This window comes from Streptomyces sp. NPDC044063 (assembly GCF_056434285.1).
Map to the genome: position 1 here is coordinate 61,057 of NZ_JBWKFM010000025.1, position 14,495 is coordinate 75,551.

At 71.2% G+C, this 14,495-nt stretch carries 16 protein-coding genes and 1 tRNA gene; 7 read left to right on the forward strand and 10 right to left on the reverse strand.

Annotation, left to right across the window (positions count from 1 at the left end):
* Window positions 1–16: 16 nt before the first annotated feature.
* Window positions 17–484: a thioredoxin-dependent thiol peroxidase gene (gene bcp / locus AC07BS_RS26620; RefSeq protein WP_478641920.1), complete on the forward strand. Its 468-nt coding sequence runs from the start codon at window positions 17–19 to the stop codon at window positions 482–484.
* Here the strand turns inward: bcp and AC07BS_RS26625 are convergent.
* Both AC07BS_RS26625 and AC07BS_RS26630 read right to left on the reverse strand, forming a co-directional pair.
* Window positions 465–1,742, reverse strand: coding sequence for a sensor histidine kinase (locus AC07BS_RS26625; protein WP_478642161.1), 1,278 nt, complete (start codon window positions 1,740–1,742; stop codon window positions 465–467). The genes bcp and AC07BS_RS26625 overlap by 20 nt on opposite strands.
* The gene (locus AC07BS_RS26630) at window positions 1,742–2,314 is read right to left on the reverse strand and encodes a hypothetical protein (protein ID WP_478641923.1); all 573 of its coding nucleotides are present in this window, start codon (window positions 2,312–2,314) and stop codon (window positions 1,742–1,744) included. The genes AC07BS_RS26625 and AC07BS_RS26630 overlap by 1 nt, the downstream gene beginning before the upstream one ends.
* 132 nt (window positions 2,315–2,446) lie before the next feature.
* Here AC07BS_RS26630 and AC07BS_RS26635 point away from each other — a divergent pair.
* Window positions 2,447–2,530: transfer RNA gene (locus AC07BS_RS26635), tRNA-Leu, on the forward strand.
* A gap of 126 nt (window positions 2,531–2,656) precedes the next feature.
* Here the strand turns inward: AC07BS_RS26635 and rdgB are convergent.
* The 3 genes from rdgB to AC07BS_RS26650 form a co-directional block, all read right to left on the reverse strand.
* Window positions 2,657–3,259 carry an RdgB/HAM1 family non-canonical purine NTP pyrophosphatase gene (gene rdgB / locus AC07BS_RS26640; RefSeq protein ID WP_478641926.1) on the reverse strand — a complete coding sequence of 201 codons (603 nt, stop codon included), beginning with the start codon at window positions 3,257–3,259 and terminating at the stop codon, window positions 2,657–2,659.
* 53 nt (window positions 3,260–3,312) lie between these two features.
* On the reverse strand, window positions 3,313–4,044 hold the full coding sequence (gene rph, locus AC07BS_RS26645; protein WP_478934710.1) for a ribonuclease PH: 732 nt from the start codon (window positions 4,042–4,044) through the stop codon (window positions 3,313–3,315).
* A 94-nt stretch (window positions 4,045–4,138) separates the two neighbouring features.
* Window positions 4,139–4,372 (reverse strand): PTS sugar transporter subunit IIB, encoded by a 234-nt coding sequence (locus AC07BS_RS26650; RefSeq protein ID WP_478641932.1) that lies wholly within the window; start codon window positions 4,370–4,372, stop codon window positions 4,139–4,141.
* 198 nt (window positions 4,373–4,570) lie between these two features.
* On the opposite strand from AC07BS_RS26650, the gene AC07BS_RS26655 reads away from it, so the two are divergent.
* Together AC07BS_RS26655 and AC07BS_RS26660 are read left to right on the forward strand one after the other, a co-directional pair.
* Complete coding sequence (locus tag AC07BS_RS26655; RefSeq protein ID WP_478934711.1) at window positions 4,571–5,884, forward strand: PTS transporter subunit EIIC; 1,314 nt, start codon at window positions 4,571–4,573, stop codon at window positions 5,882–5,884.
* Window positions 5,885–6,108: 224 nt separating this feature from the next.
* Window positions 6,109–7,386, forward strand: coding sequence for a PTS transporter subunit EIIC (locus tag AC07BS_RS26660; protein ID WP_478641938.1), 1,278 nt, complete (start codon window positions 6,109–6,111; stop codon window positions 7,384–7,386).
* A 118-nt stretch (window positions 7,387–7,504) separates the two neighbouring features.
* Here AC07BS_RS26660 and AC07BS_RS26665 read toward each other — a convergent pair whose 3' ends face one another.
* The 5 genes from AC07BS_RS26665 to AC07BS_RS26685 all read right to left on the reverse strand — a co-directional run bounded on the left by AC07BS_RS26665 (window position 7,505) and on the right by AC07BS_RS26685 (window position 10,832).
* A complete protein-coding gene (locus AC07BS_RS26665; protein ID WP_478641941.1) occupies window positions 7,505–8,257 on the reverse strand; it encodes an MBL fold metallo-hydrolase in 753 nt (250 codons plus the stop codon).
* A 413-nt stretch (window positions 8,258–8,670) separates the two neighbouring features.
* Entirely contained in the window at window positions 8,671–8,811 is a 141-nt protein-coding gene (locus tag AC07BS_RS26670) for a transposase (RefSeq protein ID WP_478642164.1), read from the reverse strand.
* Between the two features lie 178 nt (window positions 8,812–8,989).
* The gene (locus AC07BS_RS26675) at window positions 8,990–9,940 is read right to left on the reverse strand and encodes a PLP-dependent cysteine synthase family protein (RefSeq protein ID WP_478934712.1); all 951 of its coding nucleotides are present in this window, start codon (window positions 9,938–9,940) and stop codon (window positions 8,990–8,992) included.
* 11 nt (window positions 9,941–9,951) lie between these two features.
* Complete coding sequence (locus tag AC07BS_RS26680; protein WP_478641946.1) at window positions 9,952–10,233, reverse strand: MoaD/ThiS family protein; 282 nt, start codon at window positions 10,231–10,233, stop codon at window positions 9,952–9,954.
* 176 nt (window positions 10,234–10,409) lie between these two features.
* Window positions 10,410–10,832 carry a M67 family metallopeptidase gene (locus AC07BS_RS26685; RefSeq protein WP_478641948.1) on the reverse strand — a complete coding sequence of 141 codons (423 nt, stop codon included), beginning with the start codon at window positions 10,830–10,832 and terminating at the stop codon, window positions 10,410–10,412.
* A gap of 56 nt (window positions 10,833–10,888) precedes the next feature.
* Between AC07BS_RS26685 and AC07BS_RS26690 the strand changes: the two genes are divergently transcribed.
* From AC07BS_RS26690 to AC07BS_RS26700, 3 genes are all read left to right on the forward strand, one after another.
* Window positions 10,889–12,202 (forward strand): ATP-grasp domain-containing protein, encoded by a 1,314-nt coding sequence (locus tag AC07BS_RS26690; RefSeq protein WP_478934713.1) that lies wholly within the window; start codon window positions 10,889–10,891, stop codon window positions 12,200–12,202.
* Between the two features lie 91 nt (window positions 12,203–12,293).
* A complete protein-coding gene (locus AC07BS_RS26695; RefSeq protein ID WP_478934714.1) occupies window positions 12,294–13,766 on the forward strand; it encodes an amidase in 1,473 nt (490 codons plus the stop codon).
* A 69-nt stretch (window positions 13,767–13,835) separates the two neighbouring features.
* Complete coding sequence (locus tag AC07BS_RS26700; protein ID WP_478934715.1) at window positions 13,836–14,495, forward strand: HAD family hydrolase; 660 nt, start codon at window positions 13,836–13,838, stop codon at window positions 14,493–14,495.

Here is a 14,495-nt window from a genome sequence, read left to right on the forward strand (position 1 = left end):
CGCCACGAGGAGAGCCATGAGCGAGCGACTGCAGCCCGGCGACACCGCACCCGCCTTCACCCTGCCCGACGCGGACGGCAAGCAGGTCTCGCTCGCCGACCACCGCGGCCGCAAGGTCATCGTCTACTTCTACCCCGCCGCCCTCACCCCGGGCTGCACCAAGCAGGCCTGCGACTTCACCGACAACCTCGACTTCCTCTCCGGCCACGGCTACGACGTCATCGGCGTCTCCCCCGACAAGCCGGAGAAGCTCGCGAAGTTCCGCGAGAAGGAGAGCCTCGGCGTCACGCTGGTCGGCGACCCGGAGAAGACGGTGCTGGAGGCCTACGGCGCCTTCGGCGAGAAGAAGCTCTACGGCAAGACCGTGACCGGCGTCATCCGCTCCACCGTGATCGTCGACGAGGAGGGCAAGGTCGAGCGCGCCCTCTACAACGTCAAGGCCACCGGCCACGTCGCGAAGATCATCAAGGACCTGGGGCTGTAACCGCCCGGGGGCCCGGTGCCTCCCCCTCCGGCTCGTCCTCGGCCTCCGGCAGGTCGAGGACGGCCTGGGCGCCACCGCCCTCCGCCTCCCCGAAGGCCAGCCGCGCCCCGAGCACCGCGGCCTGCCCCACCGCGATGGTGAGCCCCAGACCGTGCCCGGTGCCCCGCTCGGGCGCGGCCGTACGGAACCGGCGCGGCCCCTGGTCCACCAGGCCGGGCGGAAAGCCGTCGCCGTGGTCGCGGACGACGATCCGGGTGCCCTCGACGGTGATCTCGATCGGGGGCCGGCCGTGCTTCGCGGCGTTGGCGAGGAGGTTGACGAGGATCCGCTCCACCCGGCGGGCGTCGGTGGCCACGATCCGGCCCTCGCCGATCACCTCGACGGCCACGTCGCCCACACCGCGCTGGCCGCGCGCCCGCTTGACGATGCCGTGCACCAGGGACGGCAGCTCCACGGCCTCCAGCTGCGCGCTCTCCACGCCCGCGTCCAGGCGGGACACCTCCAGCAGGTCCTCCACCAGCGCGCGCAGCGTCTGCGCGCGCTCCTGCACCATCTCCACGGCGCGCGGGTGCGGCAGCAGCTCCGCGGACGCCACCAGGCCCGCGACCGGCGTGCGCAGCTCGTGCGCCACGTCCGCCGTGAACTGCCGCTCCGCCGACACCCGCGCCGCCAGCGACATGGCCATGTGGTGCACCGAGCGGCCCAGCTCCGCGACCTCGTCCCGGCCGCCGGCGTGCAGCGCGTCCGCGTCCGGCGCCTCGCCGGAGGCGATCCGGCGCGCCGCCGCGGCGCTCAGCCGCAGCCGCCGCGACAGGCTCTGCGCGACGAACCACGCCACCACGGCCATCAGTGCCACCGTCGTGGTGCCGGCCACCACCAGCGCCTTGTCCAGCGCGGCCTGCAGCGGGTCGCGGTCGGGGTAGGACGCCGAGATCGACAGCACCTTGTCGTCGCCGACCGGTGTCGCGGCCCACACGCGCGGGTCCTCGCCACCGCTGATGTACGTACCGGACCGGCCCTTGGCCACCGCCCGCGCGAGGGGGTACGGCAGGGTGGAGTCGTCCAGCTGCGCGCCCAGCGCGAGGGTGCCGTCGCGCTGGTAGATCTGCAGGGCGGAGCTCAGCAGGCCGTCCTGGTAGGCCAGGGCCTGCCGGTCGCGCTCCATGCCCGAGATGTGGTGCACCGCGACGCCGAGGACCACGACGGCCAGGGCGGTGACGAAGGAGATCGCGAGCGCGATCCGGCCACGAATACCCATCACGCGATCGGGAACACCTCTGTGTGCTCCCCCTTGGGGGTCGCACCCGTGTACGTCACCTCGAGGGCCGTGAAGGCAACCAGCCCGTCCACCTCCTTGGGCCCGAACAGCCGCAGCCGCGCCGGGAAGGACTTGCCGGCGGCCGCGCCGGCCGCGTTGCTGGAGACCTGGACCACGCCGCTGCCGGCCGCGCCGCCCGCCGTGTAGTCGTCCCACTGGATGTCGCTGGCCACCCGGCCCGCGGTGGAGCAGTCGAGAGTGATGATCGTGGGCTCCAGCACCGGCTCGCCCACCCCGCAGTCCCGTACGCCCGGCATCTCCCGGGAGTCGGAGTCCTCGACCTCGGCCTGCGCCTCGCGCCCCGCCGCGCGCGACTTCTGCGCGGCGGCCGTCCTCGGCGCCTCGTCGACGTCGTGCGCGCGGTCCGTGGCGGCGGCCAGCCAGAGCCCGCCGAGCACCAGCACGGCGACTCCCGCGAGGATCGCCACAACGGTGCGCATGCCCGCCCAACGAGCCACGGCGCGGTCGGTCATCGGGCTCTCTTCCTCGATCACGTGCGGGTGTTCGTTCACGGGCGTGTCCACTCCCGCTCTGAGGGACGGTGAAACGGCATCCCGCGTTCCCATCCGGGCGCACCGGCTTCGTCCCCGCCGCCGGGCTGCCGCCCAACTGCCGGGTGCGGGCCGATACGATGGCCGTGCCGGGCGGCCGTGATGGAATTGGCAGTCATGCTGGGTTTAGGTCCCAGTGGGGTAACACCCGTGAGGGTTCGAGTCCCTCCGGCCGCACAGACGTGAAGGGCCGTCCCATGATGTACGGGACGGCCCTTCGGCGTACGGTCAGCGGGGGCGTACGGTCAGCCCCTTCACGTACGGTCGGCTTCCTTCACGTACGGTCAGCCCCTTCACGTACGGTCAGCCCAGCAGCTCGCGCACCACCGGCACCAGCCCGCGGAACGCCTTCCCCCGGTGGCTGATCGCGTTCTTCTCCTCCGCCGTCAGCTCGGCGCAGGTGCGCGTCTCGCCGAGGGGCTGGAGGATCGGGTCGTAGCCGAAGCCGCCCGAGCCCGTGGGCTCGTGCCGCAGCGTGCCCTCCAGGCGGCCCTCGACGACGCGCTCGGTGCCGTCGGGGAGGGCGAGCGCGGCGGCGCAGGCGAAGTGGGCGGCGCGGTGCTCGTCGGCGATGTCGGAGAGCTGGGCCAGCAGGAGGTCCAGGTTGGCCTTGTCGTCGCCGTGCCGGCCCGCCCAGCGGGCGGAGAAGATGCCGGGGGCGCCGTTCAGGACGTCGACACAGAGGCCGGAGTCGTCGGCGACGGCGGCGTGGCCGGTGGCCTTGGCCAGCGCGTGGGCCTTGAGGAGGGCGTTCTCGGCGAAGGTGACGCCGGTCTCCTTGACGTCCGGGATCTCGGGGTAGGCGTCGGCACCGACGAGTTCGACGTCGAGACCGGCGGCGGCCAGGATGGCGCGCAGCTCGGTGACCTTGTTGGCGTTGCGGGTGGCGAGGATCAGGCGCTTCATGGTTCCCGATTATCCCGGGGGCCGCGTGCGGGCCCCCGGGGCGGGAGGTCCCGTCAGAGCGTGCGGGCCAGGGCCTCGCGCTGGGCGGCGTCCAGCGACGCGCAGCCGGCGACCGCGAGGTCGAGGAGGCTGTTGAGCTCCTCGCGGGCGAAGGGCTCGGCCTCGGCGGTGCCCTGGACCTCGACGAAGCGGCCGTCGCCGGTGCAGACGACGTTCATGTCGGTCTCGGCGCGGACGTCCTCCTCGTAGCAGAGGTCGAGCAGCGGGACGCCGTCGACGATGCCGACGCTGACGGCCGCGACCGTACCGGTCAGCGGCTTGCGGCCGTGCTTGATCAGCTTCTTGCCCTGGGCCCAGGTGATGGCGTCGGCCAGGGCCACGTAGGCGCCGGTGATGGCGGCGGTGCGGGTGCCGCCGTCGGCCTGGAGGACGTCGCAGTCCAGGACGATGGTGTTCTCGCCGAGGGCCTTGAAGTCGATGACGGCGCGCAGGGAGCGGCCGATGAGGCGGGAGATCTCGTGCGTCCGGCCGCCGATCTTGCCGCGCACGGACTCGCGGTCGCCGCGGGTGTTGGTGGAACGGGGCAGCATCGCGTACTCGGCGGTGACCCAGCCCTCTCCGGAGCCCTTGCGCCAGCGGGGCACGCCCTCGGTGACGCTGGCGGTGCAGAAGACCTTGGTGTCGCCGAACGAGACGAGGACGGAGCCTTCGGCGTGCTTGCTCCAGCCGCGCTGGATGGTCACGGGGCGGAGCTGGTCGGGGGTACGGCCGTCGATGCGAGACATGGTGATGAGCCTATCCGCAACGGCGAAGGGCCCCGTTCCGGTCGGCTGGAACCGGAAGCGGGGCCCTCGAGTCACAGGAGCCGGTGGGTTCGGCTCAGAGCATGTCCTCGATCTCGCCGGCGATCGGGTCGGCGTCGGTGCCGATGACGACCTGGATGGCGGTGCCCATCTTGACGACGCCGTGGGCGCCGGCGGCCTTCAGCGCGGCCTCGTCGACGAGGGAGGGGTCGGCGACCTCGGTGCGGAGGCGGGTGATGCAGCCCTCGACCTCTTCGATGTTGTCGATGCCGCCGAGGCCGGCGACGATCTTCTCAGCCTTGCTGGCCATGTGCACTCCTGGTTGTCTCAGCCCCTCGGCGGCTCCGCCGACCGGCTTTCACACGGTAACCCACGTATAGCCCAACTCTGCGGGCATATGTCCGCCATCTCACGAAAGATGGCGACCACCCGGCACAGCCGTTCCGGGAGGCCCGCAACCGCATCGCAAGTGGTCTACACCAGTATGCCAGCAGCTGGGAGGACGCAGATGAGCTCGACCGCCGCGGCGCGCCCGCAGGGGCGGATGCGCATGCAGGGCCTCTTCCAGGGACTGCAGAAGATGGGCCGCAGCCTCCAGCTGCCCATCGCGGTGCTCCCGGCGGCGGGCATCCTCAACCGGCTGGGGCAGCCCGATGTGTTCGGCAAGGACGGGCTGGGCTGGACGGACGTCGCCAAGGTGATGGCCGGGGCGGGCGGGGCGCTGCTGGACTCGTCGCTGGGTCTGCCGCTGCTGTTCGCGGTGGGTGTCGCCATCGGCATGGCGAAGAAGTCGGACGGCTCCACCGCGCTGGCCGCGGTGGCCGGCTTCCTCGTCTACTTCTCGGTGCTGCACCAGTTCCCCGAGCCCTGCCCGGCCGGCTCCCGGCACACCGCGCTGGGGCTGCTCAGCGGCGTCTGCCTCACCAGCGCAGGGACCCCGGCGGCGGCCTCGTACCAGAACCCCGGCGTCTTCGGCGGCATCGTCATGGGCCTGCTGGCGGCCTGGTTCTGGCAGCGCTACCACCGGGTGCGGCTGGTGGACTGGCTGGGCTTCTTCAACGGCCGCCGGCTCGTCCCCATCATCATGGCGTTCGTGGGCATCGCCTTCGCGGCACTGTGCCTGTGGATCTGGCCTCCGGTGGGCGACGCGCTGACGAGCTTCAGCGAGTGGCTCTCGGATCTGAGCTCGCTCGGCGCGGGCATCTTCGGCGTCGCCAACCGCGCCCTGCTGGTGATCGGCCTGCACCAGTTCCTGAACGTCTTCGTGTGGTTCCAGTTCGGCTCGTACACGAAACCGGACGGCACCGTGGTGCACGGCGACATCAACCGCTTCCTCGCCGGCGACCCGACCGCCGGGCAGTTCACCTCCGGCTTCTTCCCGATCATGATGTTCGCGCTGCCGGCCGCCGCGCTGGCCATCGCGCACTGCGCGCGGCCGGAGCACCGCAAGGCGGTGAGCGGCATGATGCTCTCGGTGGGCCTGACGTCGTTCGTCACGGGCATCACCGAGCCGATCGAATACTCCTTCCTCTTCATCGCCCCCCTGCTGTACGTGGCGCACGCCCTGCTGACGGGCGTCTCGATGGCGGTCACCTGGGGGCTGGGGGTCCACGACGGCTTCAGCTTCTCGGCGGGACTGATCGACTACGTCATCAACTGGGGGCTGGCGACCAAGCCGGCGCTCATCATTCCGATCGGGCTGGCTTTCGCGGCCGTCTATTACGCGCTCTTCCGTTTCGTCATCACCTTCTTCGACCTCGCGACTCCCGGGCGGGAACCCGAGGACGTGGCGGAGGCGATGGAGAAGGAGAACGTGAAGTAGTTCCGGACCCTTCGGAACCCCCCGCGATCCACGCGTGGTGAGGGCCGCGTGACACAGCGCCGACGCCTCACGCGATCTTTACGGCTGTGGCCCACACCACTTGGAACAGTGGATTCCTTTATGCCCGACTCACGTGCTACAACAGGTCTAAACCACTAGTGGTGTAGACCAAATGCGGGCCGTCCCCCTTTCCCCCGAGCGCCCGCCTCACCTGGAGGAATCCGATGAGTACGGCAGCCAAGGCGGCGAAGGCGGCGCCTGAAGAGGCGGCACCGGAAAAGAAGAAGCGCGGCGCGGGAGCCATGGCGATCGCCCAGCGTATCGGTCGCAGCCTCATGCTCCCCGTCGCGGTGCTCCCCGCCGCCGCGCTGCTGGTCCGCCTGGGCAACAACGACATGCTCGGCCGGGACTCGTTCCCGGCCTTCATCACCAAGATCGCCGGTTACATGGCGGCGGGCGGCAACGCGCTGCTGGGCAACATGGCCCTGCTGTTCGCCGTCGGTGTGGCGATCGGCTTCGCGAAGAAGTCGGACGGCTCCACCGCGCTCGCCGCGGTGACCGGCTACCTGGTCTTCAAGAACGTCCTCGCCACGTTCACCGACAGCCACCTGCCGAAGGTCGCCTCCGTCGTGGACGGCAAGATCGTCATGAACGCCGCGCCGGTCGACGCCGGCGTCCTCGGCGGCGTCGTCATGGGCATCGTCGTGGCACTGCTGTACCAGCGCTACCACCGCAAGAAGCTGCCCGAGTGGCTGGGCTTCTTCGGCGGCCGCCGCCTGGTGCCGATCGTCTCGGCCTTCGCCGGTCTCGTCATCGGCATCGTCTTCGGTCTCATCTGGCCGGTCCTCGGCACGGGTCTGCACAACTTCGGCGAGTGGCTCGTCGGCTCCGGCGCCGTGGGCGCGGGCATCTTCGGCGTCTTCAACCGCGCGCTGATCCCGGTCGGCATGCACCACCTGCTCAACTCCTTCCCGTGGCTCCAGGCCGGCGAGTACCACGGCAAGCACGGCGACATCGCCCGCTTCCTCGCCGGCGACCCGAACGCCGGACAGTTCATGACCGGCTTCTTCCCGATCATGATGTTCGCGCTCCCCGCGGCCTGCCTGGCGATCGTCCACTGCGCCCGCCCGGAGAACCGCAAGCTCGTCGGCGGCATGATGTTCTCGCTCGCCCTGACGTCGTTCGTGACCGGTGTGACCGAGCCGATCGAGTTCACCTTCATGTTCATCGCCCCGGCGCTGTACGCGGTGCACGCGCTCCTCACGGGTGTCTCGCACGCCCTGACGTGGGCGCTCGGCATGAAGGACGGCTTCGGCTTCTCCGCCGGTGTGATCGACTTCCTGCTGAACCTGGGCATCGCCACCAAGCCGTGGATGCTGATGCTCGTGGGCGTCGGCTTCGGCGCGCTGTACTACGCGATCTTCCGGTTCGCCATCCTGAAGTTCAACATCCCCACCCCGGGCCGTGAGCCCGAGGAGGAGACCGAGGCGGCGAAGGCGTAACGCCCCGCCCCTCAGGGAAGAAGCCCCGGAACCTCTGGTTCCGGGGCTTCTTCGCATTGCAGGGCGGCTGGAGGCGACTGCGGGGGCGGCTCTTCTGTCGCAGCCCTTCGGTCGCGGGCTAGACCTCGTAGACCGCGCCCGCGTGGGCCAGCTCCGCCGGGCCGTCGTAGACCGACCGCGCGTCGCGCAGATTGGTCAGCGGGTCCGTCCACGGGGGGATGTGGGTGAGGACCAGCCGGCCGGCGTCCGCGCGCGCGGCCACCTCGCCGGCTTCCAGGCCGTTCAGGTGGAGGTCGGGGATGTCCTCCTTGCCGTGCGTGAAGGACGCCTCGCACAGCAGCAGGTCCGTTCCCGCCGACAGCTCGTGCAGCGCCTCGCAGGGCCCCGTGTCGCCCGAGTACACCAGTGACGAGCCGTCGTGCTCGACCCGGAACGCGAACGCCTCGACGGGATGGCTCACCCGGGCGGCCCGGACCGTGAGCGGGCCGAGGGTGAACGTGCCCGGCACGAGGGTGCGGAAGTCGAACACCTCGCTCATGCAGGAGTCGTGGGGCACGTCGCCGTAGGCGGTGACGAGCCGCTCCTCGGTACCCGCCGGCCCGTAGACGGGTATGGCGTCGGCCCTGCCGCCCTCGTGACGGTAGTAGCGGGCGACGAAATAGCCGCACATGTCGATGCAGTGGTCGGGGTGCAGATGCGACAGCAGCACGGCGTCGAGGTCGTAGAGACCGATGTGCCGCTGCAGCTCGCCGAGGGCGCCATTGCCCAGGTCGAGGAGGATCCGGTAGCCGTCGGCCTCCACCAGATAGCTCGAGCAGGCCGATTCCGTGGACGGGAAGGAGCCCGAGCATCCGACGACGGTGAGCTTCATGCGGGCCTGAACCTCCGTGGGCCGGTTACGGGGGGCCATGCGGTGCAGTCGAGGGTAAGGCGAGAAGCGGGCCGGGACTCCTCCGAGTGAGGGCGTGTGGGCGGAATCACCAGGACGGACGTGGGCCGGTGCGGCACTCCGTACGCGCACGGGCCCCGCGCGCGCCCTGGGAAGCGACGCGGGCGGGGCCCGGAGTATGAAATGGGGACATGCGTACGGACGGGGGGCACCGGGGCGCGGACGGTACGCGGCGGGCCGGCGGCGACCCATCGGACACGCCCTAGAGCGGGCGGTGCCGCTCGGCGCGGTCCAGCGTGTCCATGAAGCGCTGGAAGCGCTCGGCCGACTCCTTGCTGCCCGCCGTCACGGTGAACACGTCGGGCGACATGAAGGCCGCCAGCCGCTCTCGCGTCTCAGGGGCGAGCGCATCCCACGCCGCCTTGTCCAGCCGTGACTGCGCCGCAGTTTCCGCACTGCCAGTTTCCATTGTTGAGTTGCCTCATGTCCGAAGATCCACATGCGGGACAGTTCATGTGCGTCTCCCACGTGATGATGTCAGCCGCTTCTCAACATCGGTAGTAGCAGTTCATCCGTGCACAGTTCTGTTTTTTACGGACCGGTCCGGTTTTTACGGACCGGCGCGAACCGGCGCGGAACGGGGTGAACCGGTGGCACGGGAATGCGGCGGGCGGGCGCGCCGGAAGGCGCTCACGCCCGGTCCGGAGCCCGGCCCTACGCCCAGAGCTGGCCGTGCAGCGTCTCGACCGCCTCGTCCGTCGTGGCGGCGGTGTAGACGCCGGTCGAGAGGTACTTCCAGCCCCCGTCGGCCACGATGAAGACGATGTCCGCGCTCTCGCCGGCGCGTACCGCCTTGCGGGCGACGCCCAGCGCGGCGTGCAGCACGGCACCGGTGGACACGCCCGCGAAGATGCCCTCCTCGGAGAGGAGTTCGCGGGTGCGGCGGACGGCGTCCTCGGAGCCCACGGAGAAGCGGGTGGTGAGGACGGACTCGTCGTAGAGCTCGGGCACGAACCCCTCGTCGAGGTTGCGCAGACCGTAGACGACGTCGTCGTAGCGCGGCTCGGCGGCGACGATCCGTACGCCGGGCCGGTGCTCCCGCAGATAGCGTCCGACGCCCATCAGCGTGCCGGTGGTGCCGAGGCCCGCCACGAAATGGGTGATCTCCGGGAGGTCGGCGAGGATCTCGGGGCCGGTGGTGGCGTAGTGGGCGCCGGCGTTGTCGGGGTTGCCGTACTGGTAGAGCATCACCCATCCGGGGTGCTGCGCGGCCAGCTCCTTGGCCACCCGTACGGCCGTGTTCGAGCCCCCCGCGGCGGGCGAGGGGATGATCTCGGCGCCCCACATGGCGAGCAGCTGACGGCGCTCCTCGCTGGTGTTCTCGGGCATCACGCACACCATCCGGTAGCCCTTGAGCTTCGCGGCCATGGCGAGCGAGATGCCGGTGTTGCCGGAGGTGGGCTCCAGGATCGTGCAGCCGGGGGTGAGCCGGCCGGCCTTCTCCGCCTGCTCGATCATGTACAGGGCGGGGCGGTCCTTGACCGATCCCGTGGGGTTGCGGTCCTCCAGCTTCGCCCAGATCCGCACGGACCCGGACGGGGACAGGCGCGGCAGGCGGACGAGCGGCGTGTTGCCCACCGCGGCCAGGGGGCTGTCGTAGCGCACCGGCTGCCCGATCAGCCCATGCCGCCGGCGACGGCCGGCAGGATGGTGACGCTGTCGCCGTCGCCGAGCTCGGTGGCGATGCCGCCGAGGAAGCGGACGTCCTCGTCGTTGAGGTAGACGTTCACGAAGCGGCGGAGGTCGCCCTTCTCGTCGACCAGGCGCTCACGGATGCCCTGGTGCCTGCTGTCGAGGTCCTTGAAGAGCTCGTCGATCGTGGCGCCGCTGCCCTCGACGGCCTTCCGGCCATCGGTGTAGGTGCGGAGGATGGTGGGGATGCGGACCTCGATGGCCATGGGTGGGTGCTCCTGTCGGACTGCGGGAGATGCCTGGTTCCTGAGGGAGAACTGTGGGCGCATCGTATCGATTCCCCGTGCGCCAGCCGTATGTTCGTCCCGGTATGTGAAACAGGTCGTCTTGAGTGACGGTATGGATGAGAGGGGAAGGAGGGGCGGGAAGGTCGGTGGTCGGCTCAGTGGGCCGGGACCACCGTGACCTCCTCCTCGGTGATCTCGCCCTCGACGATCCGGAACGAGCGGAACTGGAAGGGCCCGGCGTCGTCCGTGTCGGCCGTCGAGACCAGGACGTAATGCGCGCCCGGTTCGTTGGCATAGGTGACATCGGTGCGGGAGGGGTAGGCCTCGGTCGCGGTGTGGGAGTGGTAGATGACGACGGGCTCCTCGTCCCGGTCGTCCATCTCCCGGTAGAGCTTGAGCAGGTCGGTCGAGTCGAACTCGTAGAACGTGGGCGACCGGGCCGCGTTGAGCATCGGGATGAACCGCTCGGGGCGGTCGCTGCCGGCCGGCCCGGCGACCACGCCGCACGCCTCGTCGGGGTGGTCCGCACGGGCGTGGGCGACGATCCGGTCGTGGAGGTCCTGGGTGATGGTCAGCATGTGCCCAGGATAGAAGGGGTGTGCAACGCACGGGCGGGTCGCGGTGTTTCAGGAGTATGACCAATTCTCCTTCTCTTTCCGGGTCCGGGGCCGGGTCCGGGTCCGGTCCGGCCGTCGTCGTCGATCCCTATTCCTCGGGGGCGTATTTCGCCCCGGCGTTCCGGGAGGCCGGGATACCGGTCGTCGCGGTCCTGTCCCGGCCGCCGATCGAGGTGTACGCCTCCTCCTGGCACCCGGAGGACTTCGACGAGGTGATCGGGTACGACGGCGACCTCGGCTCCCTCGTCGCCCGCCTGAGGGAGCTGGGCCCCAGGTGCGTGGTGGCCGGCACGGACACCGGTGTCGAGCTCGCGGAGCGGCTCGCCGCCGATCTCACGCCGGAGCGGGCCAGTGATCCCGCGCTGGCCGCGGCGCGGCGGGACAAGGGCGAGATGGCCGCGGCCACGGCCCGCGCGGGCCTTCCCGTCATCCCGCAGATCTGCACGGACGACGCGGAGGAGGTGGAGGCCTGGATCGCCGCGGAGGGGCTGGCCGGGCGGGATCTGGTGATCAAGCCTCCGCGGAGCGCGGGCACGGACGGCGTCGTGCGGATCGCCGGGGGCGAGGGCTGGCGCGAGGCGTTCGAGGCACAGCTCGGCGAGCGCAACCAGTGGGACGTGCTCAACGACCGCATGCTGGTCATGGAGTACGCCGTCGGCACGGAGTACGTGGTGGACACCTTCAGCCACGGCGGCGTTCACACGGTCACCGACGTCACCCGCTACTCCAAGGTCGACAACGGACCGCACATGGCCGTCTACGACACGATGGAGTGGCTGGCCCCGGACGACCCGGTGGTGCCGGGCCTCGTCGAGTACGCCCGGGGCGTCCTCGACGCCGTGGGGCTGCGGTTCGGGGCGGCCCATGTGGAGATCATGCTGACGGAGGCCGGGCCCCGCCTGATCGAGCTCAACGCCCGGCCGCACGGCGGCGGCCAGCCGCGGTTCTGCCGCCACGCCACGGGCGACAGTCAGATCGACCGCACGGTGCGCAGCGTGCTCCCCTCGGCCGGCGGCGACGCTCCCGCCCTCCCCTCCCACTACACCCTGCTGCGGCACACGCTGGTGGTCTTCCTGATCAGCCGGTCCGCCGGGGTCGTGCGCGACGCCGAGGTCCTCGACGGCGTGCACGAGCTGGCGTCCCTGCACCACGCCGCCGTGCAGGTGCGGAACGGACAGCGGCTGGGCGTGACCCAGGACCTGCTGGAGACCCTGTCGCTGGGCTTCGTGGTGCTGGCGCACGAGGACCCGGAGCAGGTCCGGGCCGACCACCGCGCGGTGCGCCGGATGGAGGAGAAGCTCGTGCTCGACCCCCTGCCGGACGAGCGGTGACGAGCCGGCCCGCGGGGGTCTGCAACCCCTCGGCCCGGACCGGTGTTCCTAAGACGAGTGTTCCGTACGGTCCTTGAGGAGGACGGGAATCATGGACGACTTCGCGTCGCTGACCGCGACCCGGCTCGCCGAGCTGATCCGCAAGCGTGACGTCTCACCGGTGGAGGCCGTCCGCGCCAGCCTCGACCGCATCGAGCGGTACAACCCCGTGGTCAACGCCTTTGTGACCCTGTGCCGTGAGGAGGCGCTCGCGGCCGCCGGGAAGGCCGAGCGGGCGGTCCTCTCGGGCGCCGAGCTGGGCCCGCTGCACGGCGTCCCGATCGGGGTGAAGGACCTCGACCCGGTGGCCGGTGTGCGGGTGACCCGCGGATCGGAGGTCTTCGCCGAGGAGGTCGCGCAGGACACGATCCTGTGCGTGGAGCGGCTGGTGGACGCCGGCGCGATCGTGGTGGGCAAGACGAACACCCCGGAGTTCGGTTTCAAGGCGACGACGGACAACTCCCTCTTCGGCCCCACCTCCACCCCCTTCAACCCCGCCATGAACGCGGGCGGTTCCTCGGGCGGCAGCGCGGCGGCGGTCGCCTCGGGGATGGTGCCGCTGGCCCAGGGGTCCGACGCGGGCGGCTCGCTGCGCGTGCCCGGCGCCTTCTGCGGCGTGTTCACGATGATGACCACCTTCGGGCGGGTCGCCGTGCCCGCCCGGCCGAACGCCTTCCGCCGGCTCAATCCGATGGTCTGCTACGCCCCCCTGGCCCGGACCGTCGAGGACGCCGTGCTCGGTCTCGACCTGATGTCGGGCCCCCACTCCCGGGATCCCTATTCCTTCCCGGTCACCGACACGCTCACCTCCGCCCTGGAGCCGTCGCTGACCGGTCTGCGCGTCGCCTACAGCCCCGACCTCGGCGGCTATCCGGTCGAGCCGGAGGTCGAGGCGTTGGTGCGGGCCGCGCTCCCGGCCCTGAAGGAGGCCGGTGCCGAGATCGTCGAGGTGGATTTCCGGCTGCCGGTCCCCCACGCCGAGCTCACCGCCGCGTGGCGGCGCTATCTGTCCCTGGCCCACGCCGAGTCCGCCGAGATCAGCCGGCGAATGGGGCTCGACCTGCCGGGTGACCAGCGGGTCGATCGCGCCTATGCCGCGAGCGTGCGCGTCGGCGAGGCGCTGAGCGCGGTGGACTTCCGGCTCGGCGATCTGCTGCGCACCCGTGTGCTGGACACCTTCGAGAGCGTCTTCGACGACTTCGATCTGATCGTCAGCCCGGTCAACTCGGTGGCGGGGGTGCCCAACGACACCACGCGGACCACGGTCGGTCCCCGCGAGGTCGCGGGCGAGCCGGTGGACGAGTTCGTCGGCTGGTCGCTGACCAGCCCGTTCAATCTGATCGGCAGCCCCGCCGCGACCGTCCCCGTCGGACGGGCGGCCAACGGCGTCCCGGTCGGCCTTCAGCTGGCCGCCAGGAGGCACGGCGACCGAGCGGTGGTGCGGGGCGCCGCTGCCCTCCAGGACCGGCTCCCCTGGCTGGGCCTCTACCGGGACCTCGAGGAATCCCTCGCCTCCCACGTCTGACCCGCCCTCCGGCGGTGGTATTTCGCTCACGAGCACGCCACGGCGTGCACACGTAAGGACGGTTCCCTGATGACGAACGCCCGGAAAGCGGCGCTCTTCGACCTCGACGGCACGCTGGTCGCCACCGAACACCGCAGTCGTGCCGCCTGGACGCGGCTGTTCCAGGCCCACGGGATGACGGCCGACGACGCCCTCCTGGCCACCTTCGTCGGCCGGCGCGGGCACGAGGCGCTGGCCGACCATGCGCACCGGTTCCCGGGCAGCACCGTCGACGAGCTGTTCCAGGAGGCGGTGGGCTATCTCAACGGCCCGGACATCCCTCCCGCCCACGCCGTCCCCGGGGCCGGGGCCCTGGTCAAGCGGCTGCACGCGGAGGGGGTGCCCCTCGCCGTGGTGACCTCCGGCCTGCGCGAGCACGCGCGGGCGCTGCTGGAGCTGGTGGGCGGCGCGGATCTGTTCGCCGTCCTGATCACGGCGGAGGACGTGACGCGCGGCAAGCCGGATCCGGAGGGTTTCCTCGCCGGGTGCGCGGCGCTGGGTGTATCCCCCGGGGACGCGGTCGCCTTCGAGGACGCCCCGGCGGGCGTGGCGGCGGCCAAGGCCGCGGGGCTGGCCTGCGTGGGGATCACCACCACCCACCCGGCGGCCGATCTGCGGGCGGCGGACCTGGTGGTCCCGGACCTCGCCGGCCTGGACTGGCCGGTGCCGTTCCCGGGCACCGCCGGCTGA

Excerpts from the sequence above, each read along its gene's own strand:
- bcp (WP_478641920.1), top strand. The coding sequence starts at position 17 with ATGAGCGAGCGACTGCAGCCCGGCGACACCGCACCCGCCTTCACCCTG.
- AC07BS_RS26625 (WP_478642161.1), bottom strand. The coding sequence starts at position 1,742 with ATGGGTATTCGTGGCCGGATCGCGCTCGCGATCTCCTTCGTCACCGCC.
- rdgB (WP_478641926.1), bottom strand. The coding sequence starts at position 3,259 with ATGAAGCGCCTGATCCTCGCCACCCGCAACGCCAACAAGGTCACCGAG.
- rph (WP_478934710.1), bottom strand. The coding sequence starts at position 4,044 with ATGTCTCGCATCGACGGCCGTACCCCCGACCAGCTCCGCCCCGTGACC.
- AC07BS_RS26650 (WP_478641932.1), bottom strand. The coding sequence starts at position 4,372 with ATGGCCAGCAAGGCTGAGAAGATCGTCGCCGGCCTCGGCGGCATCGAC.
- AC07BS_RS26655 (WP_478934711.1), top strand. The coding sequence starts at position 4,571 with ATGAGCTCGACCGCCGCGGCGCGCCCGCAGGGGCGGATGCGCATGCAG.
- AC07BS_RS26660 (WP_478641938.1), top strand. The coding sequence starts at position 6,109 with ATGAGTACGGCAGCCAAGGCGGCGAAGGCGGCGCCTGAAGAGGCGGCA.
- AC07BS_RS26665 (WP_478641941.1), bottom strand. The coding sequence starts at position 8,257 with ATGAAGCTCACCGTCGTCGGATGCTCGGGCTCCTTCCCGTCCACGGAA.
- AC07BS_RS26680 (WP_478641946.1), bottom strand. The coding sequence starts at position 10,233 with ATGGCCATCGAGGTCCGCATCCCCACCATCCTCCGCACCTACACCGAT.
- AC07BS_RS26685 (WP_478641948.1), bottom strand. The coding sequence starts at position 10,832 with ATGCTGACCATCACCCAGGACCTCCACGACCGGATCGTCGCCCACGCC.
- AC07BS_RS26690 (WP_478934713.1), top strand. The coding sequence starts at position 10,889 with ATGACCAATTCTCCTTCTCTTTCCGGGTCCGGGGCCGGGTCCGGGTCC.
- AC07BS_RS26695 (WP_478934714.1), top strand. The coding sequence starts at position 12,294 with ATGGACGACTTCGCGTCGCTGACCGCGACCCGGCTCGCCGAGCTGATC.
- AC07BS_RS26700 (WP_478934715.1), top strand. The coding sequence starts at position 13,836 with ATGACGAACGCCCGGAAAGCGGCGCTCTTCGACCTCGACGGCACGCTG.